Below are 26,943 nucleotides of genomic sequence, written 5' to 3'. Positions count from 1 at the left end.
GTCTGAATCGGAAATGTTTATTTTGGCTCGGAAGTTTATATTTTAATTAGACAATTTTAACTCTATCGACGCGACACACTCCACATGCACCGTCTGTGGAAACATATCCACTGGCTGCATTCCTGTTACCTTATATCCGTTCTGTACTAAATAGCTCATATCCCGCACCTGTGTCACCGGATTGCAGGACACATAAACGATACGTTTCGGCTTAAGCTTAACAACACTAGACAAGAATGCTTCATCACTTCCGCTTCGTGGTGGATCCATAATTACTACATCTGCTTTCTCTCCACGTGCTGCCATCTCCATCATGAATTCCCCGGAATCGCCTTGATAGAATCGGGCATTTTTCACGCCGTTGCGCTTTGAATTGCGAATTGCGTCTCGAACAGCATCCTTATTCAATTCTACCCCAATGACTTTGCCAGCCTTTTGACTAGAAATCAGTCCAATTGTACCGATCCCACAGTATGCATCAATGACGGTTTCACTTCCAGTCAACTGGGCCATTTCAATGGCTTTCGCATATAACTTTTCCGTCTGGACCGGATTAATCTGATAGAAGGATTTCGCGGAAATATCAAACTTCAATCCACAAAGGGTGTCTGTTATCGTCCCTTTACCGAACAATACTTTTTCCTGATCACCTAGAACCATGCTCGTATTCCGATTATTAACGTTCATGAGGATGGTCGTAATCTCTGGGTGAGCCTTCCTGAGAGCTTTCACAAAATTATTCTTGCCTTTAAAAATAGGTGAAGCTACAACCAGCACCACCATAATCTCACCACTGACCTTGCCGACCTTCACCAGTACGTGACGCAGGAAACCTCGTCCAGTGTCTTCATTATATGGTTGCATTTTAAAGGACTTCATCATGTCCTTAATCGTTTGCCAGATCTCATCCGCTTTCGGATCATGAATAAGACACCGATCCATCGAGATAAGCTTATGACTATTCTGAGCATATAGCCCACCAATAATCTGCCTTTCCTTATTCAGACCAAATGTTGTATGGCTCTTGTTCCGGTAATCATACGGATGGTCCATCGTTAAAATGGGTTCCGGTTTACCGAATGGTTTCATCAATTTATCTATTGTTTCTTGCTTGAAATCTTCCTGAGCCTGCTCGTGCATATGCTGCAGCTGACATCCGCCACACTCATAAAAATAGGTGCACATTGGCTCGACTCGGTCTTGAGACAAGGTGATTATCCGCTTCAATTCCGTATGAACATTCCGCCCACTAGTGGACAACGTAATCTCAGCCGTTTCACCTGGCAATAGATGCTCTACCTCCAGCTGTTTTCCTTTCCACTGAACGATGCCTTTCCCTTCATTGGTCAGGCCTGTGCAGGTCACTTCTGCGGTTAAAGATTTCTTATTACCTCGACGCTTATTTGTTGTCGAGGGCTTACCTTGGAATTTGTCGCCCTTTTGATTAGTCAGTGCGGAGCGCTTTTTTCCATTTGTTTTTTTCGACTGATTGCGTGTTTTTCCCGGTTTATGTCCATTCTTTTTGCTTTTATTCATAGGCACTTCCTATCTATTTTGCTTTGGTTTCCCATTATATACTATCCAAAGACAGTAGTAAAACTAACTAATACAAAAAGACTGGCACCGGAGGAAGAGGCCAGGCTCCCTAAACACTAATTTGTCCTCTGTCTGAGAACAGTTCACTATTCTTATGTATATGTAAATTTAGCTATCAGCATAATAACTCTCACACAATATAGTTTATCCTATCATGAAAAGCATTTTTATAAGTTAATCACGTTTTCTTGAATTTAAGAATATATGATATACTTAAAATACGGTTATCTCAAATAAATAAGGAGGTTATGATAATGTCCTCTTATGAAAAGTACAGAGAATCGATTGATTATTCGTATCAGCACGTTTATCGAATGTATATCCATTCTAAAAGTATTATTGAGAAGTATAAATCGATGGAATCCGTTGATGACATTACAGCTGAAGTATATCGTGATTCCATAATTAAAAAATATGAGTTATTAGAAGATTTATTATGGAAGATTTTATCTAAAATCTTTAAAGCTAAAGGCTTAATGATTCATAACCCACGCGATTGTTATAAACAAGCATTTAAAGAAGGCTGGATAGATAATATAGAAGTATGGAATAACATATTACAATCAAGAAATTCTACTGCGCATATCTATAATGAAGCAGATTATGAAAAGATAAAACAATCGATCATAAATGAATATATGGATGAAATTGAAAAATTATTATTCAAACTAAATGAAAGCGTGATACCAGATGTACGGAATTCAAAATAAAACATATACATCTTTAATACGCTATTTCTTCAATGAAAATGATATTAAAAGAGTTATTCTTTTCGGTTCGAGAGCAAAAGCAACATATACTTATAATTCGGATATCGACTTGTACATCAGTTACTATGGTGATAAACCATATATAATAATGGATCAAATTCATGACTTAGCAGGTATTTATTCCGTTGATATTGTATTTGAAGAAAATGCAAATTCTGTTTTAAAGGATCAAATTCTGCGAGATGGAATCACAATATATGATCAAAACGAAACAGTGAAACGCTCGAAAGGTTCTTCTATCTCCATATAATTTGAATTAATCACTCATTAAAATATGCACTTTTGATGCTAGACTTATAATTGCACACTCCGAATTGGGACTCCTTTTTGGCAACATGCAGCATTACTGGCAGGTTTTAAGCAGAATAAGCACTTAAGCAGTGGCATACGTTATACAACGCTCCGCAAATTCCAGTACATCTCCTGAAATTGGGTATAAACCTGTTTGATCTGCAGGGAGTTTTCTAACTTACCAGAATTTCTCGATTAACTCTTCATCTCCTTGAAAAATGTCATTGGATAAATCTATTAACATTGTAGCAATTTGAATCCCTTCATCTGATTCGGCCTGTTCAATACACCATTCTATTTGTCTTATCAATGAGATGTATTGCTGTGTTGTATCATCATTATCACTGAGGGTTGGAATGCTTTCTTGTAAGATCGCTAATTCACAATCCTAGAAATAGTCCATCCATTTTTTGAGTTTTTTGTAAATTTTGAACAAGCTCGGAAACACGTTCCCAAGTTAAAGATACTTCCAAAGTAAGAAGGAGTTGATGCTTATAATGATGATTATAATAACTGTAAGGCAGCAGTACTACCATTTTGCTGTCCAAAATATTATATGAGGGGGCAAATTTTGAGTAGCACAGAGTTAGGAGTACTTGTCACTGGAATGTTGTCCTTAATTTTTGGTTTTTATAGCTTGATAAAAGTAATTTTATTTTTAAACAATGCTAAAGTGGCAAAAGGAACTATTAAGGATATAAAATGGGAGCCGCCACGAAGAGGTTATTTTCCAGTAATAACGTACTTAGATGAATATGATCAAATAAAAACCTTTGAGTCTCATATTGGTTTTGATAAATATAAATATAAGATTGGACAATCGGTAGAAATAAGATACAATAACCAAAAATCTGTTATCAATAGTTTTTTGCTTGTTTGGTTCGAGGTTATACTGTTTATAGGTTTAGGGCTTATGTTTTCAGTTTCTGTCTTAGTTCAACATTATTTTGATATTCCCAATATAAGTATGTAGCTACTTTAATTAAAAGTAATCAGTTTCACTCTATTCTAATTAGATACCTATTTATTAATAATTGTGACCGTTTGCCTGAAAGTAGAAATAGAATTCGTAGAAGTGCTTATGACTATAAGTTCTGAAAAAAAGGATATTAATTTCACAGAAGATAATTTTCAACTGACTACTGATTTTGGAGAAGAATTCAACTAACCTTATGGATTAATGAGTAATGATTTGAACATTGATTTCGTATGTACTGGTTCCAATACTGTCTCCAGTGATTATTAAGTGACTGTTGCTTACATATTGGAACAATCTGAATCATTAGTGTAAAGACTCCAAATGATCAAAATGGTAATTCGATAGTTGGAGACAAAAATTTTGATATACCTGTTTCCGATTAGAGATTACATATGAGAGAGAGGTATTTATGGATTTAATTGAAGTACTGAATTTAATAATCATCGCGGTAATTGTTTTAGCGATATTCACTACATTTTTGCTTGTTTTTGCATTGAAATTTGCCAAGTCCTCAAACAAACAAAAAAATGAATTAATCGCAATGCGAAAAGAAAGCCTGAAAATACAAAAAGAGATTTTAAACGAAATTAAGGAGCTGAGAAGAAATTTAGGTTCCAAATATTAGGATTACACCATTGGGCGCGTTAGTTCAATAACTCTAATAGCTAAGAGGAGCCAACTTATACATTATTCTCTTCATGTCAATGTTATATGTTGGCCCTTTGTTTTTTATCTTTGCATAGGAAATTTAGAATATAATTAACATATGTAAGTAGTACAGCAATGATAAAGGCTACTGTTAATGCTTATTATTATCTCCTCTCCCTAATCCGGGAGAAAAATTTTGAAAAACAATTATTTGATCTCTGTTTTATTATCATCTTCGCCATTATTTTTTTTTATTTCCTTCAAAATTTCTTGCTGTAATTGGAGCATTTCTCTTCTATGAGATTTTGCCTCTTCAAGGGCTTTAGCATTCTGTGATTCTTGCACCCTTGCTCTTACTAATATCACCAAAAGAATAACAGCAGCAACTATATAGAATATGATATCCATTATGGAATCCCCTCCTTATTCAGTAGGTAATCTTGATTTTATAAATATATGCTTCCCTGGCATCATTGATCATTGTTTCAAAATTAGGATCGTCTTCACTGAATATACCATCATATTTTAAATAGTCTCCTTTAGATTCTATTTTGGTCGCAAGAATAATATCCTTATTGAACTCTATGTCTGTTCTCGTCTTTACTTTGTCATACAGTGTTAGATTATTCGTAGGACTTGATACTTTACTATGTACGGCTGCTTTATTACCGCCATTATCTTCGCCAAAAAGCGTAGATTTATAAACATAGCCGATCTTTTCTGTTCGTTCATAAACTGGTGTTTCTTGTAGAATAAATACAAAATTTTCATTTCTCGCGATGGAGGACATTTGATAATCTACTTGATTTTCCTGTTTCTCTCCATTATGATAATATTCGATCCACAGATCAATTTTAAATTCTTCAATATTAGGCAGGTACAGCTGATAGGCTAAAGTAGTTTCGCTACCTAACGCATTATAAATCCTGCGTTCACGCTCGGTCATCTCCATTGGCTCCAAGTACGTTTGCTGGTTCGTACTATTTTTTTCATCATTATTCTTTTCAACTAATTGAATATCTGTAATACTTAAAATATACACTATTATCAGAATAGGTATCAAAACCCATAGAAGTTTATTTAATATAGATATTATTTTCTTTTCTCTGTGTTTATCCAAATACATTCCTCCTTAACACAACACAAATACCAAAACGAAATCATCCTATCTCATTTTAATGAAATAGTATCTTTTGGATTATATACAAGTTACTAATATTCCCAGAACTGATGATTTAAGCGCAAAAAAGTAAAAAAGTCTGACTTATAATTGGCTATACACAAGGTAAAAGAATTTATAAAATAACTCTTTTCAATATCCTAACTTGATTTTAGTTTTACTTTGTTTGTATTCTGTCTAACTAGTTTCTTAAAAACCAGCTTATCATCATTTGAAGCAAAGTATCTTTTTGGCAACAGAATAGCTTTACTACTTGATATGTACAAACAAAACATTTCTTTATGTTCATAACCCTTCACAATATCATTCCAATTAATAAATACGTTAGACCTTCCCACTTGTTGATTAATACCGTTATTATTAATTGTATACATAGTTTCTTTAGTCGAGATATGATCATTGTAAAACTCTTTATAAACCCGTCTTTTAAGAGTTTTAGATAATAGTATAGTAAATATAGCTGCAACTATCAGAGAAATTAATAACACAACTGGAAGCATTAAGTTATCAGTTGTAAGCAAATTATAGCTTAATGCTAAGAAAAACGAAAATATAAAAAAACCAACTAGGATTTTTTTTGATGGTAAACATTATGTTTTTTAAACTCTTCATAAGTGATGGTACCAGTGATAGATACTTCATCTGTTTGATTATTTGCGATAGTAATCCCCCCTAATACTTAGATAAGTGTTTTGATGTATATTATCTCCTTATTCAACAAGATTAAAATTAGACTAACCTTTTTCAGTATAAATTAATTTGTAAATATTTCAATGTTAATCTATTTATTGTTATATCTTATATTTTTTAGCAATTCTTTTAAAACATCTTTATCGCTTACTTTATCAAGACCTAAATCGTAAGAAGTCATCAAAAGCATCCCGACAAAAATTAAGCATGCGTAGAGTTCTCTTTTTTTATTTTTAAAAAACCTATTTCCAACTTTAAATGAATAACATATAGAAAGTTAATCTTTTGGAGGTACTCATATGTATCAAACAGGTAAAGTACGTTTAGCTGTAAGTTGGGTTACATTGTTTCTTATGGGAACAGATTTGTTTGTGGTTTCTCCATTATTACCATTTATTTCTTAAGAATATGAGGTTACTTCTGCGATTTCAGGTTGGATGGTAACGGTTTTTGCAATTACATATGCTGTTTTTGCTCCCTTTTTTGGATGGCTTTCCGATAAAAAAGGAAGGGGCTTTCTTATAACCTGTGGTTTACTACTTTTTGTTGTTTCTAATGTATTAACGGGTCTTGCGCCTTCGTTCTTTTGGTTAATCATCAGTCGGGTTATGGCTGGCTTATCTGTGGCCTCTATTACGCCTTTAATTTATGCAATCATTGGAGATATAGCACCTCCTAATCGACGTGGAGTATGGCTTTCTATCGTCGTTTCAGGGCATTTAATGGCTCTTTGGGCAGGAGCACCTCTTGGAACATTGTTAGAGCAATTTGTTGGTTGGCGTTCAGTATTTTTTGTAATGGCTGCTATTGGAGCAATTTTAGCCGTTGTCAATTTCCAAACATGGAGAACAATACCCAAGAAGCATACAAACAGAAATCTCATACAAGGGAACATATTAAGAATACTGGGTTCTGTAAGTGTAACTACCATTTGGGCAATTTCTATGTATGCTCTCTATGTATATCTAGGTGCTGCTCTTTACTCTGAAAACAAATTTTCTTCTTCTGAAATCGCACTGGCTGTTACTTTTTATGGAGTAGGTGCTGTTTTAGGGAGTCTTACAAGTGGGCAATTAACAAATAAATTAGGAGAAAGTATTATTTCAAAGGTAGCACTCCTTATGCTAACTATTAATCTAGTTGCTATAGGGATATTATTTTCGTCAGGCGATTGGGTTTACTTTTTCCTATTCATGTGGGCATTGGTTGGATATGCAGGATTCACATCATACCAGGCTCAACTTGCATCCGAATATCCAGATGAGCGAGGAATTGTTATGGCATGGAATAATACAGCCCTTTATATTGGGATAACTCTAGGTTCCATGATTGGGGGATATGTCATCACCAACTGGGGATATTCTACGCTCCCGTTTGCTTGTGCAGGCTTAGCAGCCATTAGTTTACTTCTAAGCACCCAAAAGGTAAAAGAAATTAAGAAGGAATTTGTTTAATGATAGAACGTTATAAGAAGGGGAGGTGGGCAAAATGAATGTTTTTCTTGATTAATTGTCAGAAAAGCATGTTCGAATTGAACCAGTGAACTCATTTGAATGAATCTAGGAAATATTACTTAAACCCTTCAGCTATTTGTTTCCTCTCCTCACTCCATTCCGGCACTTCATAAAATTTAATATGCAAATTTCGAAAACTATCAAGCTGTAAAATTAAATCAAGCCATGAAAGAATAATGGAATTAATTCCATACCAATGATTACCGCAACATGTATATGTACTATCTCTGTCATCTTTTTGTACCAGCCATCGCCAAGAAGTTTACCACTTGGTGTTATACATCTACCACTAGAATCACATCTACTTTCGTCCGATGATCAACACGACTCGCTTTAAAATATTATTTTAGCTCCTCTTATTCGGGCATCCTATTGTCATTTTATTCAAAAAACGGGACAAATTTGCGACCGAAGAAACAAAAAAAGCTTAGCCACAAGGGCTAAACTATTATAAATGATACCGGTGGTCGGGGTCGAACCGACACTCCGTGAGGAACACGATTTTGAGTCGTGCGCGTCTGCCAATTCCGCCACACCGGCATAATATGATGGAGGCGGCAACCGGATTTGAACCGGTGATAAAGGTTTTGCAGACCTCTGCCTTACCACTTGGCTATGCCGCCTCGATATTATATAGTATATGAAAATAAAACTAGAATATGTTAAATACAAATGGAGCGGAAGACGGGATTCGAACCCGCGACCCCCACCTTGGCAAGGTGGTGTTCTACCACTGAACTACTTCCGCATAAAATGGCTGGGCTAGCTGGATTCGAACCAGCGCATGACGGTACCAAAAACCGTTGCCTTACCGCTTGGCTATAGCCCAATAAAATATGTAATGGGGCGACCAGTGGGGATCGAACCCACGCGTGCCGGAACCACAATCCGGTGCGTTAACCACTTCGCCATGATCGCCATCATAAGAAAAACAGGGGTAGTAGGAATCGAACCCACACTGGAGGTTTTGGAGACCTCTGTTCTACCGTTAAACTATACCCCTACAATAAATAATATAACTATAAAATTAAATGGTGGAGGGAGTAGGACTCGAACCTACGAACCCGATGGGAGCGGATTTACAGTCCGCCGCGTTTGGCCAACTTCGCTATCCCTCCATAAAAAATATAAACATAAAAGTGAATTTTTTAAAAGTGGTGGCTCGGGACGGAATCGAACCGCCGACACACGGATTTTCAGTCCGTTGCTCTACCGACTGAGCTACCGAGCCATAATAATGAATGAAAACATGATATGCTGTTTTAAAAGTGGCGGTCCGGACGGGACTCGAACCCGCGACCTCCTGCGTGACAGGCAGGCATTCTAACCAACTGAACTACCGGACCATTTTAGTTGCACCCAAGGGCACTACAATCATTTTCTTTCGAAGAAGTTATTTCAACGTAGTAAGAAAATTTGGTTGCGGGGGCAAGATTTGAACTTGCGACCTTCGGGTTATGAGCCCGACGAGCTACCAGACTGCTCCACCCCGCGATGATATGAAAAATGTTAATTTTTAAATGGTGGAGGATGCAGGGCTCGAACCTGCGACCCCTTGCTTGTAAGGCAAGTGCTCTCCCAGCTGAGCTAATCCTCCATTTAAAAGGATTTATACTTTCCTGAAAGTTAAGTGGTATTTATGGTGACCCGTACGGGATTCGAACCCGTGTTACCGCCGTGAAAGGGCGGTGTCTTAACCACTTGACCAACGGGCCTATATTTAAAGTGGCGGAGAGCGAGGGATTCGAACCCTCGGTACGGCGTTGACCGCACACACGATTTCCAATCGTGCTCCTTCGACCACTCGGACAGCTCTCCATTGGCTCCACAGGTAGGATTCGAACCTACGACCGATCGGTTAACAGCCGATTGCTCTACCACTGAGCTACTGTGGAATGGAATGAAATTGCTTGGCAACGTCCTACTCTTGCAGGGGCGCGAGCCCCAACTACCATGGGCGCTGAAGAGCTTAACTACTGTGTTCGGCATGGGAACAGGTGTGACCTCTTCGCTATCGCTACCAAGCCTGTACTGTTTTTAGTGACAAGGAATATTATACTATGTATTTTGAAAAAATCAAGTATAAATTCAAAAATACTTTCAAAACTAGATAAGAATTTTTGACATCAACAACACCGTTGAAACATGTTATATAGATAAGTCCTCGATCTATTAGTATTCGTCAGCTTCACATGTCACCATGCTTCCACCTCGAACCTATCAACCTCATCGTCTCTGAGGGATCTTACTCACTTATGTGATGGGAAGTCTCATCTTGAGGGGGGCTTCATGCTTAGATGCTTTCAGCACTTATCCCTTCCACACGTAGCTACCCAGCGATGCTCTTGGCAGAACAACTGGTGCACCAGCGGTGTGTCCATCCCGGTCCTCTCGTACTAAGGACAGCTCCTCTCAAACTTCCAACGCCCACGACGGATAGGGACCGAACTGTCTCACGACGTTCTGAACCCAGCTCGCGTACCGCTTTAATGGGCGAACAGCCCAACCCTTGGGACCGACTACAGCCCCAGGATGCGATGAGCCGACATCGAGGTGCCAAACCTCCCCGTCGATGTGGACTCTTGGGGGAGATAAGCCTGTTATCCCCGGGGTAGCTTTTATCCGTTGAGCGACGGCCCTTCCATTCGGTACCGCCGGATCACTAAGCCCGACTTTCGTCCCTGCTCGACTTGTAGGTCTCGCAGTCAAGCTCCCTTCTGCCTTTGCACTCTACGAATGATTTCCAACCATTCTGAGGGAACCTTTGGGCGCCTCCGTTACATTTTAGGAGGCGACCGCCCCAGTCAAACTGCCCACCTGACACTGTCTCCGAACCGGATCACGGTTCTGGGTTAGAAGGTCAATACAGCCAGGGTGGTATCCCACCGGCGCCTCCACGTAAGCTAGCGCTCACGTTTCTCAGGCTCCCACCTATCCTGTACAAGCTGTACCAACATTCAATATCAGGCTACAGTAAAGCTCCACGGGGTCTTTCCGTCCTGTCGCGGGTAATGCGCATCTTCACGCATAGTATAATTTCACCGGGTCTCTCGTTGAGACAGTGCCCAAGTCGTTGCACCTTTCGTGCGGGTCGGAACTTACCCGACAAGGAATTTCGCTACCTTAGGACCGTTATAGTTACGGCCGCCGTTTACTGGGGCTTCGGTTCAACGCTTCGCTAATGCTAACGCATCCCCTTAACCTTCCAGCACCGGGCAGGTGTCAGCCCCTATACTTCGCCTTACGGCTTCGCAGAGACCTGTGTTTTTGCTAAACAGTCGCTTGGGCCTTTTCACTGCGGCTTCTCGCAAAAGAAGCACCCCTTCTCCCGAAGTTACGGGGTCATTTTGCCGAGTTCCTTAACGAGAGTTCTCCCGATCACCTTAGGATTCTCTCCTCGCCTACCTGTGTCGGTTTGCGGTACGGGCACCCTTTTCCTTGCTAGAGGCTTTTCTTGGCAGCGTGAAATCCGGAACTTCGGTACTATATTTCCCTCCTGATCACAGCTTGTGATTGCCAGACGGATTTGCCTATCTGACTCACTTACTGCTTCAACGCACACATCCAATGGTGCGCATTCCTTATCCTTCTGCGTCCCCCCATCACTCAAAACGGAATTGGGTGGTACAGGAATATCAACCTGTTGTCCATCGCCTACGCCTTTCGGCCTCGGCTTAGGCCCCGACTAACCCTGAGCGGACGAGCCTTCCTCAGGAAACCTTAGGCATTCGGTGAAGAAGATTCTCACTTCTTTTTCGCTACTCATACCGGCATTCTCACTTCTAAGCGCTCCACCAGTCCTCACGGTCTGACTTCACTGCACTTAGAACGCTCTCCTACCATTGATCGTAGATCAATCCGTAGCTTCGGTGATACGTTTAGCCCCGGTATATTTTCGGCGCAGCGTCACTCGACCAGTGAGCTATTACGCACTCTTTAAATGATGGCTGCTTCTAAGCCAACATCCTGGTTGTCTGTGCAACGCCACATCCTTTTCCACTTAACGTATACTTTGGGACCTTAGCTGACGGTCTGGGCTGTTTCCCTTTCGACTATGAACCTTATCACCCATAGTCTGACTCCCAAGGTAATATGATTGGCATTCGGAGTTTGACTGAATTCGGTAACCCGGTAAGGGCCCCTAGTCCAATCAGTGCTCTACCTCCAACATACATGCCTTGAGGCTAGCCCTAAAGCTATTTCGGAGAGAACCAGCTATCTCCGTGTTCGATTGGCATTTCACCCCTACCCACACCTCATCCCCGCACTTTTCAACGTGCGTGGGTTCGGGCCTCCAGTCAGTGTTACCTGACCTTCACCCTGGACATGGGTAGATCACACGGTTTCGGGTCTACGACCACCTACTAAAACGCCCTATTCAGACTCGCTTTCGCTGCGGCTCCGTGTCTTCCACTTAACCTTGCAGGGGATCGTAACTCGCCGGTCCATTCTACAAAAGGTACGCCGTCACCCATAAAAGGGCTCCGACTACTTGTAGGCACACGGTTTCAGGTACTATTTCACTCCCCTCCCGGGGTGCTTTTCACCTTTCCCTCACGGTACTGGTTCACTATCGGTCACTAGGTAGTATTTAGCCTTGGGAGATGGTCCTCCCGGATTCCGACGGAATTTCACGTGTTCCGCCGTACTCAGGATCCACTCCGGAGGAAATACATTTTCGACTACAGGATTGTTACCTTCTGTGATGGGCCTTTCCAGACCACTTCGTCTAATGTATTTCTTTGTAACTCCAAAGGAGTGTCCTACAACCCCAAAAAGCAAGCTTTTTGGTTTGGGCTAATTCCGTTTCGCTCGCCGCTACTCGGGAAATCGCGTTTGCTTTCTCTTCCTCCGGGTACTGAGATGTTTCAGTTCCCCGGGTCTGCCTCATTTATCCTATGGATTCAGATAAATGTTCTACTCCATGACGAGCAGGGGGTTTCCCCATTCGGAAATTCTCGGATCAACGCCTACGTACGGCTCCCCGAGACATATCGGTGTTTGTCCCGTCCTTCATCGGCTCCTAGTGCCAAGGCATCCACCGTGCGCCCTTCTTCACTTAACTATACTTACTTTACTTCAATGAAAAAGTCGTTGGTTATTGTTTGATGTCTTGTCATCAGTTTCGTTTCCACAGCTGACCAGCAGTTGCTTCCACGTCCTGATTATTCTTATCTAGTTTTCAAGGTACAAGTTCAAGAGAGAATTGATCTCTCAAAACTGAACCAAACAACCAAGTATGATTTTGTCACCTTGTAAAAGGTGTTCCTATAATCCTTAGAAAGGAGGTGATCCAGCCGCACCTTCCGATACGGCTACCTTGTTACGACTTCACCCCAATCATTGGCCCCACCTTCGGCGGCTGGCTCCAAAGGTTACCCCACCGACTTCGGGTGTTGCCAACTCTCGTGGTGTGACGGGCGGTGTGTACAAGGCCCGGGAACGTATTCACCGTGGCATGCTGATCCACGATTACTAGCGATTCCGGCTTCATGCAGGCGAGTTGCAGCCTGCAATCCGAACTGAGAATGGTTTTATGGGATTTGCTTGACCTCGCGGTTTCGCTGCCCTCTGTACCATCCATTGTAGCACGTGTGTAGCCCAGGTCATAAGGGGCATGATGATTTGACGTCATCCCCACCTTCCTCCGGTTTGTCACCGGCAGTCACCTTAGAGTGCCCAACTTAATGCTGGCAACTAAGATCAAGGGTTGCGCTCGTTGCGGGACTTAACCCAACATCTCACGACACGAGCTGACGACAACCATGCACCACCTGTCATTCGGTCCCCGAAGGGAACTCCCTATCTCTAGGGACATCCGAAGATGTCAAGACCTGGTAAGGTTCTTCGCGTTGCTTCGAATTAAACCACATGCTCCACCGCTTGTGCGGGCCCCCGTCAATTCTTTTGAGTTTCAGCCTTGCGGCCGTACTCCCCAGGCGGAGTGCTTAATGCGTTAACTGCAGCACTAAGGGGCGGAAACCCCCTAACACCTAGCACTCATCGTTTACGGCGTGGACTACCAGGGTATCTAATCCTGTTCGCTCCCCACGCTTTCGCACCTCAGCGTCAGTTACAGACCAGAGAGTCGCCTTCGCCACTGGTGTTCCTCCACATATCTACGCATTTCACCGCTACACGTGGAATTCCACTCTCCTCTTCTGCACTCAAGTTCCCCAGTTTCCAATGACCGCTTGCGGTTGAGCCGCAAGATTTCACATCAGACTTAAGAAACCGCCTACGCGCGCTTTACGCCCAATAATTCCGGACAACGCTTGCCCCCTACGTATTACCGCGGCTGCTGGCACGTAGTTAGCCGGGGCTTCCTCGATAGGTACCGTCAAGGTGCCGCCCTATTTGAACGGCACTTGTTCTTCCCTAACAACAGAACTTTACGATCCGAAAACCTTCTTCGTTCACGCGGCGTTGCTCCGTCAGACTTTCGTCCATTGCGGAAGATTCCCTACTGCTGCCTCCCGTAGGAGTCTGGGCCGTGTCTCAGTCCCAGTGTGGCCGATCACCCTCTCAGGTCGGCTACGCATCGTTGCCTTGGTGAGCCGTTACCTCACCAACTAGCTAATGCGCCGCGGGCCCATCTGTAAGTGATAGCCAAAGGCCATCTTTCAACATTCCTTCATGCGAAGCAATGTATTATCCGGTATTAGCCCCGGTTTCCCGGGGTTATCCCAGTCTTACAGGCAGGTTGCCCACGTGTTACTCACCCGTCCGCCGCTCGTTCCACTAACGTCCTCCCGAAGGATTCAGTTAGCTTCCCGCGCTCGACTTGCATGTATTAGGCACGCCGCCAGCGTTCGTCCTGAGCCAAGATCAAACTCTCAATAAAGTTGACTTGCGCTCGCTTCTATAAGCTAGCTTGTTTATTAATTCATACTGGTTGTTTTGTTCAGTTTTCAAAGATCAAAATGTTTCGTTTTGATTCGCTGTTTTTTGAGACAGCTTTTATATTCTATCATCTCTCAAATTCGATGTCAACAACTTTTTAAAATGTTTTTTCCGAAGCTGTTTGAGATGAAATTGTTTTGCTGTTTTTGCGACAGCTTTTATATCATACCAACTATTGAAGTTGATGTCAATAACTTTTTTAAGTTAATTTCCGAAGTTGTTGATGATAAAATTGCTCTGTCGTTTTCAGCGACGTCTAATAATATACCATGGGGTTCCCATAGGTGTCAATAACTTTTTTTAATTTCTTTTAAACTCTATTATCTCCATTACATCCGACGCCAACAAAAGCAGTATATGCTGCCCATTTAAATGTGTGCATCACTTTCCCAGATTCCTATATATTCTTATAGTAGAATTGCAAACACACGGAGTGCTGTAATGTTTCTTATTCATTCCTATCATACAAAAAAAGCAAAAGCATAAGGCTTTTACCCTTGAGATACTCGATATTTACGATGTCGAATGGTTTTACTCTTTGTCTCTTCCAGAACAACTTCAATGACATTCTTTCCAACTAAATATTCAATCGCACTTACCAGATCATACGTATACGGTTCTACATTGGGATGTGTCTTAAGCTCTCCAAATCCCCACGGCGTATCCTTCGTCTGCATGACTTCGAGTAAATGCTCTGCACATTGTTCTGTGCGTTTGTTCAAGGCAAAGTCTATGGCAATCATCATTAATTCTACACGTTTCTGTGTTTCTTCTGTACTTCTCACTAATTCTTCATATAGCTTATATATTTCGGGATCAATTCGTTTCACCTGATGCCATACCATCACTTCAGGATGATAACCTTTCTCCAATATAGCAATTCGCCCTAAGTAATGTAACGACCTTAACAATCTGCTATATGCATCAAGAAAATTACCCGATTCATACAAATTACGTGCTTCACTATAGCTTCTTGTCAGTTTCGAAAATTCGATAGCTAATCGTAACTTCCTTTGTTCATGAGGAAATACACGCAATGTTTCTTTTAAATTAGCTACATACTCATTGCGGTCAAAAATAACCTTTCCGTCAATCACCCATTCCACCGCTCTTCGATAGGAACTAGTTTCAATCCATTCCTCTAATAGATCCCTGTCAATGACATGAAGTGCTGCTGATTGCTCCTTGAACTCATAATGCTTTACGATCCATTGTTCTTCTAAATCCTGTACCACCACTAACAATATCGAATCAAAATTATCAGTCTCCGGACTAATCGTTTTCTTTTTCTCCATGATCAGAATGCCCAGAGTATTACGGTTACTTGCCCTTTCCTGATAAATCGGGCGTAACATATCTTCCATTGAGTCTCCCCCTTTACTCATACATAATATATTTCGATAAAAAATGCCGAATCCCTTCAAATTCAAGAAATTTTTATAAATTCATATCTTATTACCCTTTTTTGTGAAGGATAAACATCTATTATTCAATATTCGTTAACCGGTTGCAAGCATTTTCTTATTAATTATGCTATACTACAATCGACATAATATATTTGGGGGAAGGCTAATGGCTGAAATCACCTATAAAAATAAAATAAATAGAATTCGAACCTTCGCATTGTCTCTTGTGTTCATTGGTTTCATTATTATGTACGTTGGACTATTGTTTAAAGATATTCAGTGGCTGATGCTTGTGTTCATGATTCTCGGGACGTTATCCGTCGTCTTCAGTTCGGTCGTATATTTCTGGATCGGTCTTCTTTCTACAAGGGCTGTCCAGATTATTTGTCCAAGCTGTGAGAAACCGACGAAAATGCTCGGACGTGTCGATGCCTGTATGCATTGCAGACAACCACTAACAATGGACAAGGATCTTGAAGGTAAAGAATTCGATGAAAGCTACAATAAGAAGAAACGCCGCTAACCTATTCAGCGGCGTTTCTTTATATTTTTATATAACAAACCCCTGTAATACGGATTATATAATGCATTTCTCAATCTAGATATTTCACAATCGGTACAAAACTGAGCATTACATGATCTGCATTATTATAAGGACGCCATTTTCTTTTATTTAATCCTCAATAACAGTCATTGTATATTTTCTTATCCTCAGCTCTTATCGCACAAAAAAACACACGGCAGCTTAGACCGTGTGTTTGAACATTAAACGATTTGTTTCTTTTCTTTTTTGCATTCCTGGCAAACACCGTATACTTCCATTCGGTGATGGCTTACATCAAACCCTGTGATTTGCTCTGCTAATGACTCTACCTCATCAAGACTTGGGTAGTGGAAGTCCACAATCTTGCCGCAGCTCTCACAAATGATGTGATAATGCTTGGATGTATTAACGTCAAAACGACTAGAAGAATCACCATATGGCAATTCACGTACTAACCCGATTTCACGGAAAACACGTAAATTGTTATATACAGTTGCCACACTCATATTCGGAAACTTTCCTTCTAACGCTTTATAAATATCATCAGCAGTAGGGTGAGTCTCAGCATTCAGTAAGAATTCCAACACCGCATGACGCTGTGGTGTAATACGAACGCCTGATGATTTCAGTTTTTCTACTGCTTCTTGTAGCATATGTTCAGACACCGCCATGCACCTCACTTTCCTACATAATTAGTAAAAGTTATTTGTGCCAAAAATTAGCACTAATTTAAAACAGTACCAGTATTAACACAATTATCACTTTATAATTCTTATAATTAGTGTACTCCTTAAGTACATGTTCTGTCAATATAAGTATACGTGCTCACAGCAAAATTATGCTAGACATCCGCTTTTAACGGCTTTTCTTCAACACCCATGAAATTATTGACAGAGCGCGCCACGACAAAGAGATAATCCGATAGCCGATTCAAATACGTAATAGCTAACGAATCGGTTAACTCCTCCTGCAGACCAACTGCCAGCCTCTCCGCTCGTCTTGCAACCGTTCGTGCGTGATGCAAAGAGCTTGCCGCCTGATGCCCCGAGGGTAAAATAAAGTTACGTAATTCTGGCAGCTCTTCCTGCCAGCTGTCGATTTGTTCTTCTAATTGTGTAATATGGCGTGCTTGCAGTTGCCAGGTTACCTCTTTATCCTTGGTTGTTGCTAATTCTGAACCAACATGGAATAAAATCGTCTGAACATGATCCAGTTCATGCAGCATTCTTTGCCTATTTTTAAAATCGATTGCTTCAATTAAGCTAATCGCCTGGCCAATGACAGCATTGACTTCATCACACGTGCCATACGCTTCGACTCGCAGATGATTTTTCGGCACCCGCTTGCCATAGATCAGGGAGGTTTGCCCTTTGTCACCGGACCTGGTATAAATTCGCATCGTCCCTACCACCTTTTTGTCGTGTAAAAAAGTGTAAGCACTGCACATGCTTACACTTTCTAAGTTATTTTATAATTCTTCGCGAATATAATTTAACGCTTTTTCGACATGTCCTTTTACTTGTACATTACGGAACTCTTGTCGAAGGACACCTTCTTTATCAATGATGAAAGTCGAACGAACAATTCCCATATATTCATTGCCGAATTTCTTCTTCAATTGCCATACGCCAAATTGTTCAGCAACTTCCTTGTCCTCATCGACTAGCAATTCAAACGGTAATTCATGTTTATCAATGAATTTCTTGTGACTTTCTTCTGAATCCGGGCTAATACCAAGAATAACTGCGTCTAAGTCTTGGAAGCTTTCATAATTATCGCGGAAATCACAAGCTTCTGTCGTACATCCTGGTGTATCGTCTTTTGGATAGAAATAAAGTACAACATGTTTGCCTTTGTAATCGGATAGGTTTACTTTTTCACCTTTATTATTTGTTAGTGCAAAATTCTCTACTGCTTGTCCTACTTCAACTGTCATGTAGACACCTCCACAATCATTTCTTACTGCTAGCGTATCTGAAAATAGCATAACACTCAACTAATACACATCTCTTTTATCATTTCCTTGCCATATTTTCAGAAAAAATGCCGGAGGTAAGATGTAACCGATCAGCGATTCGATCAGTGCTAGTAACCTTCCCCATCCAATCGGTGTAATATCGCCATAACCGACTGTCATTAATGTGACCCCACTGAAATAGAACGAATGTGCCAATGTTTCGAGTGGTGGTAATTGATCCAGCCTGCCATCATCCAATAACAACACTCCTTGAAACGATAGGACAAAATATAAACACGCGAATGAAGTCAGTACCGTAAAATAAACAGCAAGCAACGTATAAAACATTTCATAGGAAAAATAACTGCGTTGATGGGCTTTTCCAAATATAAACGCATATAAGCTGCCAATTAATAAAACCACGATCAGCAATATCGATACGAAACCGATCATCTTAATCCCCCTCCTATTTTATTTTTCCCTTTTTTTAGTATACGATGGAAAAATAGGAGTGATGACGAATGCGGCGAATTTATATAGTGGAAGATGATCGGAAAATTTGTGATATTCTCGCTGATTTTTTACATAAATACGATTATGATGTTGCAACTGTTAAAGACTTTGATCGAATTGATCAGGAATTTAAAGGTGAAGATCCGCATCTTGTCTTATTAGATATTAACCTGCCACGGTTCGATGGTTTTTACTGGTGCAGAAAAATACGGGCACTGAGTAACTGTCCGATCATTTTTATCTCTGCTCGTGACAGCGGCATGGATCAGGTTATGGCAATCGAAAATGGCGCCGATGATTACATTACGAAGCCTTTCCAGCTCGAAGTAGTATTGGCCAAGATCAAAAGTTTGATGCGCCGTGTCTATGGTGAATACCGCAATCAGAAAGAAAATCCGATTATGGACATCAGCGGTCTGCAGCTTGATACGTCTTCCTTTGTCCTTACTTTTCGATCCCGGCACATCCAACTAACAAAAAAGGAATTTCTGCTGGCTCAAGCGTTACTCACGAACATCGAAAAAGTACTCTCCCGTGAATATTTGTTGGAGCGCCTATGGGATGACCAGGACTTTGTTGATGATAATACACTTAGTGTCAATATCACGAGATTGCGGAAGAAGCTGGCGGATATCGGTATTGAAGCTGCCTTAATCACGATCCGCGGTGCTGGTTATAAACTAGTGAACGTGTGGGAGACCTTGCAATGATCGCCTATATAAAAGATCAGATCGGTGCTGTTATCTTTTTTTACAGTCAGATTGGGATTGTCATGGTGATTGCGGAACTCGGCAGCTCCTTATCTGGAGGAGAAATCGGTGCGAGCACGTACGGTTATATGCTGTTGATCGTGACATTTTTCCAAATCGTCTATCATTTGTACCGTTACTTTAGGTTTCGGGACATATATCGTTATGCGGCCAGTGATGCGTCAGAAACCGCTTGGCTTCCGGATACGCCAGATCAGCTGACCACTCAATTAAAGGAGCATTACGAGAAGCAATATGATTACTACAAGCAAGAGCTTGAAAGATTCCATCATGAGAAAAAACAGGAAACACTGTTTATGCAGCAATGGATTCATCAAATGAAGACGCCTTTATCAGTGATGCGGTTAACGATCGACAAGGAAGAGACCCATTTGCCACCTGCCTTGAAGCAGAATCTTGATGAAGAATTAGACAGGATCAAGCACGGCCTCCAACTCGCTTTGTACCAATCACGACTCCAGCAGTTTGAACGTGATTTTCATGTTGAAAAAATCGTGTTAGCTGAGCTGGTGCGGAGTATCATTCAGGAATACAAGTCAAGCTTCATCCGGCATCGTGTCTATCCAAAGATTGATATGGACCCGTCACTTACTGTCTATTCGGACCAGAAGTGGCTCGGCTTTGTCCTCGAGCAGGTCACAAGTAATGCGATTAAATATTCGCAGCATAGCAATGACACCATTCTTTTTCGAACGCGTATAGAGAATGATCAGATTGTGTTAGCCGTTCAGGATCATGGTATCGGGATTGCCAAGCAGGATCTCACTCGTGTTTTTGATCCTTTTTTCACCGGAGAAAATGGCAGACATGTCCGCGAATCGACCGGGATGGGATTATATTTAGCGAAACAGATTTGTGACGCGCTGGATCATAAGCTGCTGGTTCAATCAGTGATCCAGGAATGGACGACTATCTCTGTCGTGTTTAATGAGGGGCGGTAGTAGTTTTTAATAAGGAGTTGAATGGGGATGGCGGGCTATTGGACAGTTGATGCTTCATGACTTGAGCTTTTGGACGATTGGGCTCTTCTATCGAACAGTTCACGATCCAAAGCATGAACTTTTGTCCAATTGAAGCATTCTCTCATCCCCCATCCTCTTTCCTAAAAGAAATCTTACAAAAATGTAAGATTTCTTTTTTATATTGAAAGAATAATCAATAGGTCCTTCACCACAGAATCGATATAATGAAGCTACATCAAATAAAGAAAGGATGCGTACGATGAGTTTATTAGAGGCTAGTAATATATCAAAAATATACGGCAGTAAACGCGGAGTCGAGCATAAGGCAATTGATAACCTCTCGCTTGCGATTGAAAAAGGAGAATTTGTCGGCGTGATGGGCCCTTCGGGAAGCGGAAAGACGACACTGCTTAATATGCTGTCCACGATTGACCGGTTATCTGCCGGGACACTGACGATCAACGGGGAAGAAATCAACCGTTTAAATAAATCGAAGCTTGCAAAATTCAGACGCAGAGAAATGGGATTTATTTTTCAGGATTTTAATTTACTCGATACATTAACAATAGAAGAAAATATTATGCTTCCCCTTACACTGGATGGCTGGAAAGTGAAAGAGATGGAAAAGAAGCTTGCAGAAGTAGCCAAGCAATTGGGGATTGATTCGATTTTGCGTAATCGCAGTTTTGAAGTATCCGGCGGGCAAATGCAGCGGGCGGCGATTGCACGGGCGATTATTCATGAGCCAGCGATTATTTTTGCCGATGAACCTACTGGGAATCTTGATTCGAAATCATCAAAGCAAGTGATGAACGCCTTGTCCCAATTGCATCAGCATAAAGAAGCGACGACTTTGATGGTAACGCATGATCCATATGCGGCAAGTTTTTGCCAGCGTATTCTGTTTATCAAGGATGGACGCATCTATAACGAACTGGTCAAAGGAGAAAGCAGGCAAGCCTTTTTCCAGGAAATCTTAAATGTGCAGTCGATGCTAGGAGGAGATACAGATGACCTTCAGAAAATTCGCGTTTAATAATGTCAAACGGAACTTCCGCCAATATCTCAGCTACTTCTTCAGCTGTATGTTCTCGGTGGCAGTCTTTTTCGTTTATGCCGTCATTATGTTCCATCCGGAAATGGAAGGACATTCATTTCGGCAAACGGTACAGCGCGGCATCACTGCAGTGGAAATCATTATTTTTGCCTTTTCATTCTTGTTCGTTCTCTATTCGACAGGGGCATTTATTAAATCGCGAAAGCATGAGTATGCGATTTTAATGACATTGGGCATCGGCAAAGGGCAGCTCAACCGCTTATTAATATTAGAAAATACGATTATCGGTCTGGTTTCTATCATTTCCGGGCTTCTCGTCGGGACGCTTTTTGCTAATATTTTCATTATGGGATTTTCTAACTTGCTTGATTTAGAGGAATCACTTGGGTTTGTGATCTCATGGAAGGCTCTTGCACTTACGGTTGCTGGATATTTTGTCATGTTCGAGATCAATACGATCCTCGTCGTTTGGACATTGAGATTAAATTCGATTGTCAGTCTTTTCAAAGGAGCACGTGGTCCGAAAAAAACACCGAAATTCTCTTGGATTTTATCAGTTATTGGTCTGGCATTGGTCCTCGTCGCTTATTATTTAGCAGCTACAGCCAACTTGATCACGATCTTCAAACGAATGCTTATCATTCTTGCACTGATCGTTCCTGGAACATATCTCTTGTATACTCAGTTCTCGGTATTATTGATTCACCTACTGAAGAAAAACAAAGCATTATATCTGAAAAAAACAAATCTGTTAACGATATCGGATCTCGGTTATAAATTAAAGGATCATGCCCGTCTCTTATTTTTTGTAACGATTTTAAGCGCAGTAGCATTCACTGCAAGCGGCGTGATCTATGGGATCTACCAAAGTGCAGAGACAGAAGCATCGGCTTATTTACCACAGGACGCTTCCTTCCTTAGTAAAGGGGAAGAGAATATCGCAAAGATGGATCAAGAGGTAGCCAAGGTAACAGATGGACTGAAGCAAGAGGATATTTCTTTTCAGAAGCTGATCGTCGATCGGACCCAGGCACAAACGATGATTGACGGAGAACAGATCTGGGTTGACTTACTTTCTTATTCCGATTACCGCGCATTAGCCGAGCTGCAAGGGGAAGCTGTCGCAGAACTTGGGAAGGATGAGTCCTTGTTGTTACAGTATCATTACATGGCGGCGTATGCACCATTTAAGCAAGATCAACTCACCCTCGAATCGGAAGGGAACAAGGTAACGTTACAGGCAAAAGCAGCAACTAATTCGATTCTCAATCCAAACTTTCAAACGACTTATACGGTTGTTGTACCGGACGATACGTTTAGCGATTTCGCAACTGTTGCAGAGCCAAATGAACAATACCGTTATGTGGCGTTATTTATCGACAATTGGACAAGTAACGCCGAGACAATAAAGGAAAAACTTACGCTCGCAAATTCTGACATCACAATCGCACATGCTACTGCTGATCAATACTTGATGTTCAGAAACTCGTTCTCCTATGCCCTGTTTTTCGGATTGTTTATCAGTGTCTTATTCTTTTTGGCAGCAGGTTCGATCCTTTACTTTAAGCTGTATCAGGATCTTGACAAGGATATCCAGCGTTATCAATCCTTATATCGAATTGGCTTAACCGTCAAAGAAATGAAACAATCGGCAACTCGCCAAGTAGGCTATCTATTTTTTACACCGTTCGTATTCGCTGTTGTCCATGCGGGCTTTGCATTTTGGGCATTGCAAAATATGCTCGATTCATCGATTCTTCTGCCGAGCGTTTTGTTAATCTCCTGCTATCTGTTGATATACGTCATTTACTTTTTCTTTGTCAGGGGCTTATATATTAACAAAATTAAACAAGTGATGTAAGCTGTTTTCCTCTCCAAGTGAGAAAATGCTATAATAGAGAGTGCATTTTCTTACTTGGAGGTTTTTTCATGAAAATTACTCAATCAGAAGCTTTACATAAAGAAGCACAACAGCATATTGTCGGTGGTGTCAATTCACCATCTCGTGCGTATAAAGGCGTTGGTGGTGGTACACCGGTCTATATGGAGCGAGGTGAAGGCGCGTATTTTTGGGATGTTGATGGCAATAAGTATATCGATTTTCTTGGCGCATATGGACCGATCATTACTGGCCATGCCCATCCGCATATTACCGAGGCGATTAAAAAAGCAGCGGAGAACGGCGTACTTTACGGTACACCAACAAAGCTGGAAAATATTTTTGCCCAAAAATTAAAAGCAACCATTCCTTCTATGGAAAAAGTTCGTTTTGTTAATTCCGGTACAGAGGCGGTCATGACTACCGTTCGTGTGGCACGTGCTTATACCAATCGCGAAAAAGTGATCAAATTCGCCGGCTGTTATCACGGTCATTTTGACACAGTATTGGTACAGGCGGGTTCTGGTCCAGCCACTTTAGGAAACCCTGATTCTGCTGGTGTGACAAAAGCAACCGCCCAGGAAGTAATTACCGTTCCATTCAATGATATCGAGGCATTTCAAGCAGCACTTGATACTTGGGGCGATGAAGTAGCTGCCGTCCTAGTTGAACCGATCGTCGGTAACTTCGGTATCGTCGAACCTGTTGAAGGATTCTTGCAACAGGTCAATAATCTCACTCACGACGCTGGTGCACTCGTTATTTATGATGAAGTAATTACCGCTTTTCGCTTCACATACGGCTCTGCCCAAAAAATCGTCGGTGTCGAACCAGACATGACAGCACTTGGCAAAATTATCGGAGGCGGTCTGCCGATCGGAGCATATGGCGGCAAGCAGGAAATCATGGAAACCGTAGCCCCGCTCGGCCCAGCCTACCAAGCCGGCACGATGGCAGGTAATCCAGCTTCCATGTCCGCCGGAATTGCGTGTCTTGAGGTTTTAGAAGAAGCTGGTCTCTATGATCGATTAGACCAGTTAGGCGCAATGTTGGAAAAAGGAATGCTCGACGCTGCCGAAAAGCACGGCATCGATATTACTGTGAATCGATTAAAAGGAGCATTAACACTCTATTTCGGTTCAGAAACGATTACGAATTACGCGCAAGCAGAAGCATCCGACGGAGAAAAATTCGGACAGTTCTTCAAATTGATGCTGCAACAAGGTATTAACCTAGCACCATCCAAATATGAAGCATGGTTCCTGACTATTGCTCATACTGAAGATGATATTAAAGAGACCATCGCTTGTATTGATAAAGCTTTTGCTGAAATGGCTTCTTAAAGATGAAAAGGTTCCGATCATGATGATCGGAACCTTTTTTTGTTGATAGGATATGTGTAACTTAGGGGTTGAGTGAGCAATTCATGCGGAAGGAGTGCCTGCAAATTGGCAAACGTCTGAAGTTTCTGCATCTTCAAGCGTTTGCTCTTATTTAACTGTGCTAACGCCTGAACTTCTCCTATCTTCAGGCGTTTGCTCTTCTTTTAACTACGCTAACACTTGAACTTCTCTTATCTTCAGGCGTTTATTCTTCTTTTAACTGCGCTAACGCTTGAACTTCTCCTATCTTCAGGCGTTTGCTCTTCTTCTAACTACGCTAACGCTTGAACTTCTCCTATCTTCAAGCGTTTGCTCTTCTTTTAACTGTGCTAACGCCTGAACTTCTCCTATCTTCAGGCGTTTGCTCTTCTTTTAACTACGCTAACGCTTGAACTTCTCCTATCTTCAGGCGTTTGCCCTTCTTTTAACTACGCTAACACTTGAACTTCTCCTATCTTCAGGCGTTTGCTCTTCTTTTAACTACGCTAACGCTTGAACTTCTCCTATCTTCAGGCGTTTGCTCTTCTTCTAACTACGCTAACGCTTGAACTTCTTCAATCTTCATGCGAATGTTCTTTCCAAAGCTAAGCTAACACATGAACCTTATTTCGCTTCTTCTTTTTCTGGTTTAATCGCAAAGAAACAAATCAGAATGGCGATGGCGCTTAATCCTGCCAGTAAATAGTACATCCAATCGATTTTGTTTTCGATGAAGATTGCGATAATTGGTGGACCTGCTGCCACACCGAGAAATCGCATACTGCTATAAAGCGATGTTACGGTTCCTCGAATATCTTTTTCAATACCTTCCGTTATCAAAGCATCGAGTGTTGGCAATGAAATACCAATTCCAATTCCTGCAACAGAAAGCAGAACAGTTAGAAAAAGCAACGAGCCATCTGTTTGAATGAAGATCAGCGGAATTCCACCGACTGCATTTCCAATTAATATCGCCCACTTCATCATTACTTTATTCTCCCCTATTTTCTTCCCTGCTGCATACGATGCAATACATAAAAATAATAACGGGATCGCCAGGACCAAGCCTTTGATTACGCCCTCCAAATCAAATTGCTTCTCTAACAAGGACGAAAAATGAAATAAAAAGCCAAACAAAATAAACATATTAATACAACCAATTAAAAAAGTGCTCACAAGCCATTTTCCATTATCATGAAATACTTGTTTAATGAGCTGCAAAAATTTTTTAAAAGTCTGCTTCTTCTTTTGCTTCTGATCTTTTGGCGCTTTAACGAAGAATAGCACTAACACAACGGCGATACCTGAAAAAATCGGGATGAATAAAAATGGCAGGAACCAAATAAACATAGCTAATAGCGCACCGATAATAGGGCTTAATACTTTTCCGAATGTGTTAGAGGTTTCGATTAAACCCAAACCAGCGCTGACGTCTGATTCGTCATCAAACATATCACCGACAGTTGGGATAACCACCGGAAAGGCACCGGAAGCACCGATACCTTGTAGAAATCTGCCTATTAAAATCATGATAAACGGGTTATCCAATTTCCAGGCTGCGAAAGCAGAGATCAAACCACCTATCCCAGTAATGATCAAGCTTGGTACAATTACTTTTTTTCTCCCGATTTTATCGGACAAGTATCCTGCAATTGGGATGAGAAGGATAGCTACAATTGAATATACCGTAATAATTAAACTGGATTGAAAAGCACTGATACCGATTTCCTTCTCGATTATTGGAAGAATCGGGATCAACATAGAATTTCCTAATGTCATGACTAATGGTATGGACGCAAGAGCCATCAGATCTAATTTTTTATCTTTCACGTTTTTCCCTTCCATTCAGCGGATATATATTACTATATTTATTGTTCACGGATGATTCTTTTTTCATGCTTGGTTTTTTTTGTTAGTTCACTA

Annotated in this window: 22 protein-coding genes, 14 tRNA genes and 3 rRNA genes; 11 read left to right on the top strand and 28 right to left on the bottom strand. The window is 41.1% G+C overall.

All coding sequences use genetic code 11. The annotated features are described in order from the left end of the window. Positions 1-42 precede the first annotated feature (42 nt). On the bottom strand, positions 43-1,536 hold the full coding sequence (gene rlmD, locus MUN87_RS18410; protein WP_244742612.1) for a 23S rRNA (uracil(1939)-C(5))-methyltransferase RlmD: 1,494 nt from the start codon (positions 1,534-1,536) through the stop codon (positions 43-45). Between the two features lie 314 nt (positions 1,537-1,850). On the opposite strand from rlmD, the gene MUN87_RS18405 reads away from it, so the two are divergent. Both MUN87_RS18405 and MUN87_RS18400 read left to right on the top strand, forming a co-directional pair. Then, positions 1,851-2,306, top strand: coding sequence for an HI0074 family nucleotidyltransferase substrate-binding subunit (locus tag MUN87_RS18405; RefSeq protein WP_244742610.1), 456 nt, complete (start codon positions 1,851-1,853; stop codon positions 2,304-2,306). Further along, positions 2,287-2,616, top strand: a complete 330-nt coding sequence (locus tag MUN87_RS18400; RefSeq protein WP_244742607.1) for a nucleotidyltransferase family protein — start codon at positions 2,287-2,289, stop codon at positions 2,614-2,616. Before MUN87_RS18405 ends, MUN87_RS18400 begins: the two co-directional genes overlap by 20 nt. A 219-nt stretch (positions 2,617-2,835) precedes the next feature. Here MUN87_RS18400 and MUN87_RS22340 read toward each other — a convergent pair whose 3' ends face one another. Then, positions 2,836-2,967, bottom strand: coding sequence for a hypothetical protein (locus tag MUN87_RS22340; protein ID WP_255840635.1), 132 nt, complete (start codon positions 2,965-2,967; stop codon positions 2,836-2,838). A gap of 261 nt (positions 2,968-3,228) precedes the next feature. On the opposite strand from MUN87_RS22340, the gene MUN87_RS18395 reads away from it, so the two are divergent. Both MUN87_RS18395 and MUN87_RS18390 read left to right on the top strand, forming a co-directional pair. Then, the gene (locus MUN87_RS18395; protein WP_244742604.1) at positions 3,229-3,630 is read left to right on the top strand and encodes a DUF3592 domain-containing protein; all 402 of its coding nucleotides are present in this window, start codon (positions 3,229-3,231) and stop codon (positions 3,628-3,630) included. 415 nt (positions 3,631-4,045) lie between these two features. Next, on the top strand, positions 4,046-4,261 hold the full coding sequence (locus MUN87_RS18390) for a hypothetical protein (protein WP_244742601.1): 216 nt from the start codon (positions 4,046-4,048) through the stop codon (positions 4,259-4,261). A 230-nt stretch (positions 4,262-4,491) separates the two neighbouring features. Here MUN87_RS18390 and MUN87_RS18385 read toward each other — a convergent pair whose 3' ends face one another. The 3 genes from MUN87_RS18385 to MUN87_RS22465 all read right to left on the bottom strand — a co-directional run bounded on the left by MUN87_RS18385 (position 4,492) and on the right by MUN87_RS22465 (position 5,838). After that, positions 4,492-4,692: a hypothetical protein gene (locus tag MUN87_RS18385; RefSeq protein WP_244742599.1), complete on the bottom strand. Its 201-nt coding sequence runs from the start codon at positions 4,690-4,692 to the stop codon at positions 4,492-4,494. Positions 4,693-4,711: 19 nt separating this feature from the next. Then, positions 4,712-5,404, bottom strand: a complete 693-nt coding sequence (locus MUN87_RS18380) for a YgaN family protein (RefSeq protein WP_244742597.1) — start codon at positions 5,402-5,404, stop codon at positions 4,712-4,714. A 200-nt stretch (positions 5,405-5,604) separates the two neighbouring features. Continuing rightward, complete coding sequence (locus tag MUN87_RS22465; RefSeq protein ID WP_369414031.1) at positions 5,605-5,838, bottom strand: YcxB family protein; 234 nt, start codon at positions 5,836-5,838, stop codon at positions 5,605-5,607. A gap of 753 nt (positions 5,839-6,591) precedes the next feature. Between MUN87_RS22465 and MUN87_RS18375 the strand changes: the two genes are divergently transcribed. Continuing rightward, the gene (locus MUN87_RS18375; RefSeq protein ID WP_244742594.1) at positions 6,592-7,608 is read left to right on the top strand and encodes an MFS transporter; all 1,017 of its coding nucleotides are present in this window, start codon (positions 6,592-6,594) and stop codon (positions 7,606-7,608) included. Positions 7,609-8,126: 518 nt separating this feature from the next. Here the strand turns inward: MUN87_RS18375 and MUN87_RS18370 are convergent. The 18 genes from MUN87_RS18370 to MUN87_RS18285 form a co-directional block, all read right to left on the bottom strand. Next, a tRNA-Leu gene (locus tag MUN87_RS18370) sits at positions 8,127-8,208 on the bottom strand. Positions 8,209-8,217: 9 nt separating this feature from the next. Next, positions 8,218-8,291: transfer RNA gene (locus tag MUN87_RS18365), tRNA-Cys, on the bottom strand. Between the two features lie 50 nt (positions 8,292-8,341). Further along, a tRNA-Gly gene (locus MUN87_RS18360) sits at positions 8,342-8,416 on the bottom strand. A 6-nt stretch (positions 8,417-8,422) separates the two neighbouring features. Beyond that, positions 8,423-8,497: transfer RNA gene (locus tag MUN87_RS18355), tRNA-Gln, on the bottom strand. A 13-nt stretch (positions 8,498-8,510) separates the two neighbouring features. Beyond that, positions 8,511-8,586: transfer RNA gene (locus MUN87_RS18350), tRNA-His, on the bottom strand. A 14-nt stretch (positions 8,587-8,600) separates the two neighbouring features. Beyond that, a tRNA-Trp gene (locus MUN87_RS18345) sits at positions 8,601-8,671 on the bottom strand. Positions 8,672-8,700: 29 nt separating this feature from the next. Next, positions 8,701-8,786, bottom strand: a tRNA-Tyr gene (locus tag MUN87_RS18340). A 37-nt stretch (positions 8,787-8,823) separates the two neighbouring features. Beyond that, positions 8,824-8,899 (bottom strand) — tRNA-Phe (locus tag MUN87_RS18335). A 38-nt stretch (positions 8,900-8,937) separates the two neighbouring features. Beyond that, positions 8,938-9,014: transfer RNA gene (locus MUN87_RS18330), tRNA-Asp, on the bottom strand. 71 nt (positions 9,015-9,085) lie between these two features. Further along, positions 9,086-9,162: transfer RNA gene (locus MUN87_RS18325), tRNA-Met, on the bottom strand. 27 nt (positions 9,163-9,189) lie between these two features. After that, positions 9,190-9,265 (bottom strand) — tRNA-Val (locus MUN87_RS18320). A 43-nt stretch (positions 9,266-9,308) separates the two neighbouring features. Beyond that, positions 9,309-9,383 (bottom strand) — tRNA-Glu (locus MUN87_RS18315). Positions 9,384-9,394: 11 nt separating this feature from the next. Beyond that, positions 9,395-9,486: transfer RNA gene (locus tag MUN87_RS18310), tRNA-Ser, on the bottom strand. Positions 9,487-9,488: 2 nt separating this feature from the next. After that, a tRNA-Asn gene (locus MUN87_RS18305) sits at positions 9,489-9,563 on the bottom strand. A gap of 13 nt (positions 9,564-9,576) precedes the next feature. Continuing rightward, positions 9,577-9,693, bottom strand: a 5S ribosomal RNA gene (rrf, locus tag MUN87_RS18300). 127 nt (positions 9,694-9,820) lie between these two features. Continuing rightward, positions 9,821-12,733: ribosomal RNA gene (locus MUN87_RS18295) — 23S ribosomal RNA — on the bottom strand. 216 nt (positions 12,734-12,949) lie between these two features. Then, positions 12,950-14,512 (bottom strand): 16S ribosomal RNA (locus tag MUN87_RS18290). Together the 16S, 23S and 5S rRNA genes with 14 tRNA genes alongside form the textbook arrangement of a ribosomal RNA operon. Positions 14,513-15,062: 550 nt before the next feature. Next, the gene (locus tag MUN87_RS18285; protein ID WP_244742592.1) at positions 15,063-15,935 is read right to left on the bottom strand and encodes a nucleotidyltransferase-like protein; all 873 of its coding nucleotides are present in this window, start codon (positions 15,933-15,935) and stop codon (positions 15,063-15,065) included. 208 nt (positions 15,936-16,143) lie between these two features. Here MUN87_RS18285 and MUN87_RS18280 point away from each other — a divergent pair, with 208 nt between their 5' ends. After that, entirely contained in the window at positions 16,144-16,500 is a 357-nt protein-coding gene (locus MUN87_RS18280) for a YgzB family protein (protein WP_244742589.1), read from the top strand. Positions 16,501-16,742: 242 nt separating this feature from the next. Here MUN87_RS18280 and perR read toward each other — a convergent pair whose 3' ends face one another. From perR to MUN87_RS18260, 4 genes are all read right to left on the bottom strand, one after another. After that, complete coding sequence (gene perR, locus MUN87_RS18275) at positions 16,743-17,192, bottom strand: peroxide-responsive transcriptional repressor PerR (RefSeq protein ID WP_244719920.1); 450 nt, start codon at positions 17,190-17,192, stop codon at positions 16,743-16,745. A gap of 170 nt (positions 17,193-17,362) precedes the next feature. Next, the gene (locus tag MUN87_RS18270) at positions 17,363-17,920 is read right to left on the bottom strand and encodes a cob(I)yrinic acid a,c-diamide adenosyltransferase (RefSeq protein WP_244742587.1); all 558 of its coding nucleotides are present in this window, start codon (positions 17,918-17,920) and stop codon (positions 17,363-17,365) included. Between the two features lie 69 nt (positions 17,921-17,989). Then, on the bottom strand, positions 17,990-18,457 hold the full coding sequence (bcp, locus tag MUN87_RS18265; RefSeq protein WP_244742585.1) for a thioredoxin-dependent thiol peroxidase: 468 nt from the start codon (positions 18,455-18,457) through the stop codon (positions 17,990-17,992). Between the two features lie 60 nt (positions 18,458-18,517). Further along, positions 18,518-18,931 (bottom strand): potassium channel family protein, encoded by a 414-nt coding sequence (locus tag MUN87_RS18260; RefSeq protein WP_244742582.1) that lies wholly within the window; start codon positions 18,929-18,931, stop codon positions 18,518-18,520. Positions 18,932-18,999: 68 nt separating this feature from the next. Between MUN87_RS18260 and MUN87_RS18255 the strand changes: the two genes are divergently transcribed. The 5 genes from MUN87_RS18255 to MUN87_RS18235 all read left to right on the top strand — a co-directional run bounded on the left by MUN87_RS18255 (position 19,000) and on the right by MUN87_RS18235 (position 25,002). Further along, positions 19,000-19,701, top strand: coding sequence for a response regulator transcription factor (locus tag MUN87_RS18255; protein ID WP_244742579.1), 702 nt, complete (start codon positions 19,000-19,002; stop codon positions 19,699-19,701). Then, positions 19,698-20,702: a sensor histidine kinase gene (locus MUN87_RS18250; protein ID WP_244742577.1), complete on the top strand. Its 1,005-nt coding sequence runs from the start codon at positions 19,698-19,700 to the stop codon at positions 20,700-20,702. Before MUN87_RS18255 ends, MUN87_RS18250 begins: the two co-directional genes overlap by 4 nt. A 280-nt stretch (positions 20,703-20,982) precedes the next feature. Further along, complete coding sequence (locus MUN87_RS18245) at positions 20,983-21,759, top strand: ABC transporter ATP-binding protein (protein WP_244742575.1); 777 nt, start codon at positions 20,983-20,985, stop codon at positions 21,757-21,759. Next, positions 21,734-23,641 (top strand): FtsX-like permease family protein, encoded by a 1,908-nt coding sequence (locus MUN87_RS18240; RefSeq protein ID WP_244742573.1) that lies wholly within the window; start codon positions 21,734-21,736, stop codon positions 23,639-23,641. Before MUN87_RS18245 ends, MUN87_RS18240 begins: the two co-directional genes overlap by 26 nt. 68 nt (positions 23,642-23,709) lie before the next feature. Continuing rightward, positions 23,710-25,002, top strand: a complete 1,293-nt coding sequence (locus MUN87_RS18235; RefSeq protein ID WP_244742570.1) for a glutamate-1-semialdehyde 2,1-aminomutase — start codon at positions 23,710-23,712, stop codon at positions 25,000-25,002. Between the two features lie 642 nt (positions 25,003-25,644). Here the strand turns inward: MUN87_RS18235 and bcbE are convergent. Continuing rightward, entirely contained in the window at positions 25,645-26,850 is a 1,206-nt protein-coding gene (gene bcbE / locus MUN87_RS18230; protein ID WP_305037406.1) for a bacillibactin exporter BcbE, read from the bottom strand. Positions 26,851-26,943: the final 93 nt, after the last annotated feature.

Source organism: Gracilibacillus salinarum (assembly GCF_022919575.1).
GTDB lineage: Bacteria > Bacillota > Bacilli > Bacillales > Amphibacillaceae > Gracilibacillus > Gracilibacillus salinarum.
This window is presented reverse-complemented; position numbering and strand designations above follow the sequence as displayed.

What these genes read in the sequence shown, in the direction of transcription:
- perR (WP_244719920.1), bottom strand. Translation starts at nt 17,192, where the DNA reads ATGGCGGTGTCTGAACATATGCTACAAGAAGCAGTAGAAAAACTGAAA.
- MUN87_RS22465 (WP_369414031.1), bottom strand. Translation starts at nt 5,838, where the DNA reads ATGTATACAATTAATAATAACGGTATTAATCAACAAGTGGGAAGGTCT.
- MUN87_RS18240 (WP_244742573.1), top strand. Translation starts at nt 21,734, where the DNA reads ATGACCTTCAGAAAATTCGCGTTTAATAATGTCAAACGGAACTTCCGC.
- bcp (WP_244742585.1), bottom strand. Translation starts at nt 18,457, where the DNA reads ATGACAGTTGAAGTAGGACAAGCAGTAGAGAATTTTGCACTAACAAAT.
- MUN87_RS18270 (WP_244742587.1), bottom strand. Translation starts at nt 17,920, where the DNA reads ATGCGAATTTATACCAGGTCCGGTGACAAAGGGCAAACCTCCCTGATC.
- MUN87_RS18405 (WP_244742610.1), top strand. Translation starts at nt 1,851, where the DNA reads ATGTCCTCTTATGAAAAGTACAGAGAATCGATTGATTATTCGTATCAG.
- MUN87_RS18280 (WP_244742589.1), top strand. Translation starts at nt 16,144, where the DNA reads ATGGCTGAAATCACCTATAAAAATAAAATAAATAGAATTCGAACCTTC.
- MUN87_RS18285 (WP_244742592.1), bottom strand. Translation starts at nt 15,935, where the DNA reads ATGGAAGATATGTTACGCCCGATTTATCAGGAAAGGGCAAGTAACCGT.
- MUN87_RS18250 (WP_244742577.1), top strand. Translation starts at nt 19,698, where the DNA reads ATGATCGCCTATATAAAAGATCAGATCGGTGCTGTTATCTTTTTTTAC.
- MUN87_RS18385 (WP_244742599.1), bottom strand. Translation starts at nt 4,692, where the DNA reads ATGGATATCATATTCTATATAGTTGCTGCTGTTATTCTTTTGGTGATA.
- MUN87_RS18260 (WP_244742582.1), bottom strand. Translation starts at nt 18,931, where the DNA reads ATGATCGGTTTCGTATCGATATTGCTGATCGTGGTTTTATTAATTGGC.
- MUN87_RS18400 (WP_244742607.1), top strand. Translation starts at nt 2,287, where the DNA reads ATGTACGGAATTCAAAATAAAACATATACATCTTTAATACGCTATTTC.
- MUN87_RS18390 (WP_244742601.1), top strand. Translation starts at nt 4,046, where the DNA reads ATGGATTTAATTGAAGTACTGAATTTAATAATCATCGCGGTAATTGTT.
- MUN87_RS18245 (WP_244742575.1), top strand. Translation starts at nt 20,983, where the DNA reads ATGAGTTTATTAGAGGCTAGTAATATATCAAAAATATACGGCAGTAAA.
- rlmD (WP_244742612.1), bottom strand. Translation starts at nt 1,536, where the DNA reads ATGAATAAAAGCAAAAAGAATGGACATAAACCGGGAAAAACACGCAAT.
- MUN87_RS18255 (WP_244742579.1), top strand. Translation starts at nt 19,000, where the DNA reads ATGCGGCGAATTTATATAGTGGAAGATGATCGGAAAATTTGTGATATT.
- MUN87_RS18235 (WP_244742570.1), top strand. Translation starts at nt 23,710, where the DNA reads ATGAAAATTACTCAATCAGAAGCTTTACATAAAGAAGCACAACAGCAT.
- MUN87_RS18375 (WP_244742594.1), top strand. Translation starts at nt 6,592, where the DNA reads ATGGTAACGGTTTTTGCAATTACATATGCTGTTTTTGCTCCCTTTTTT.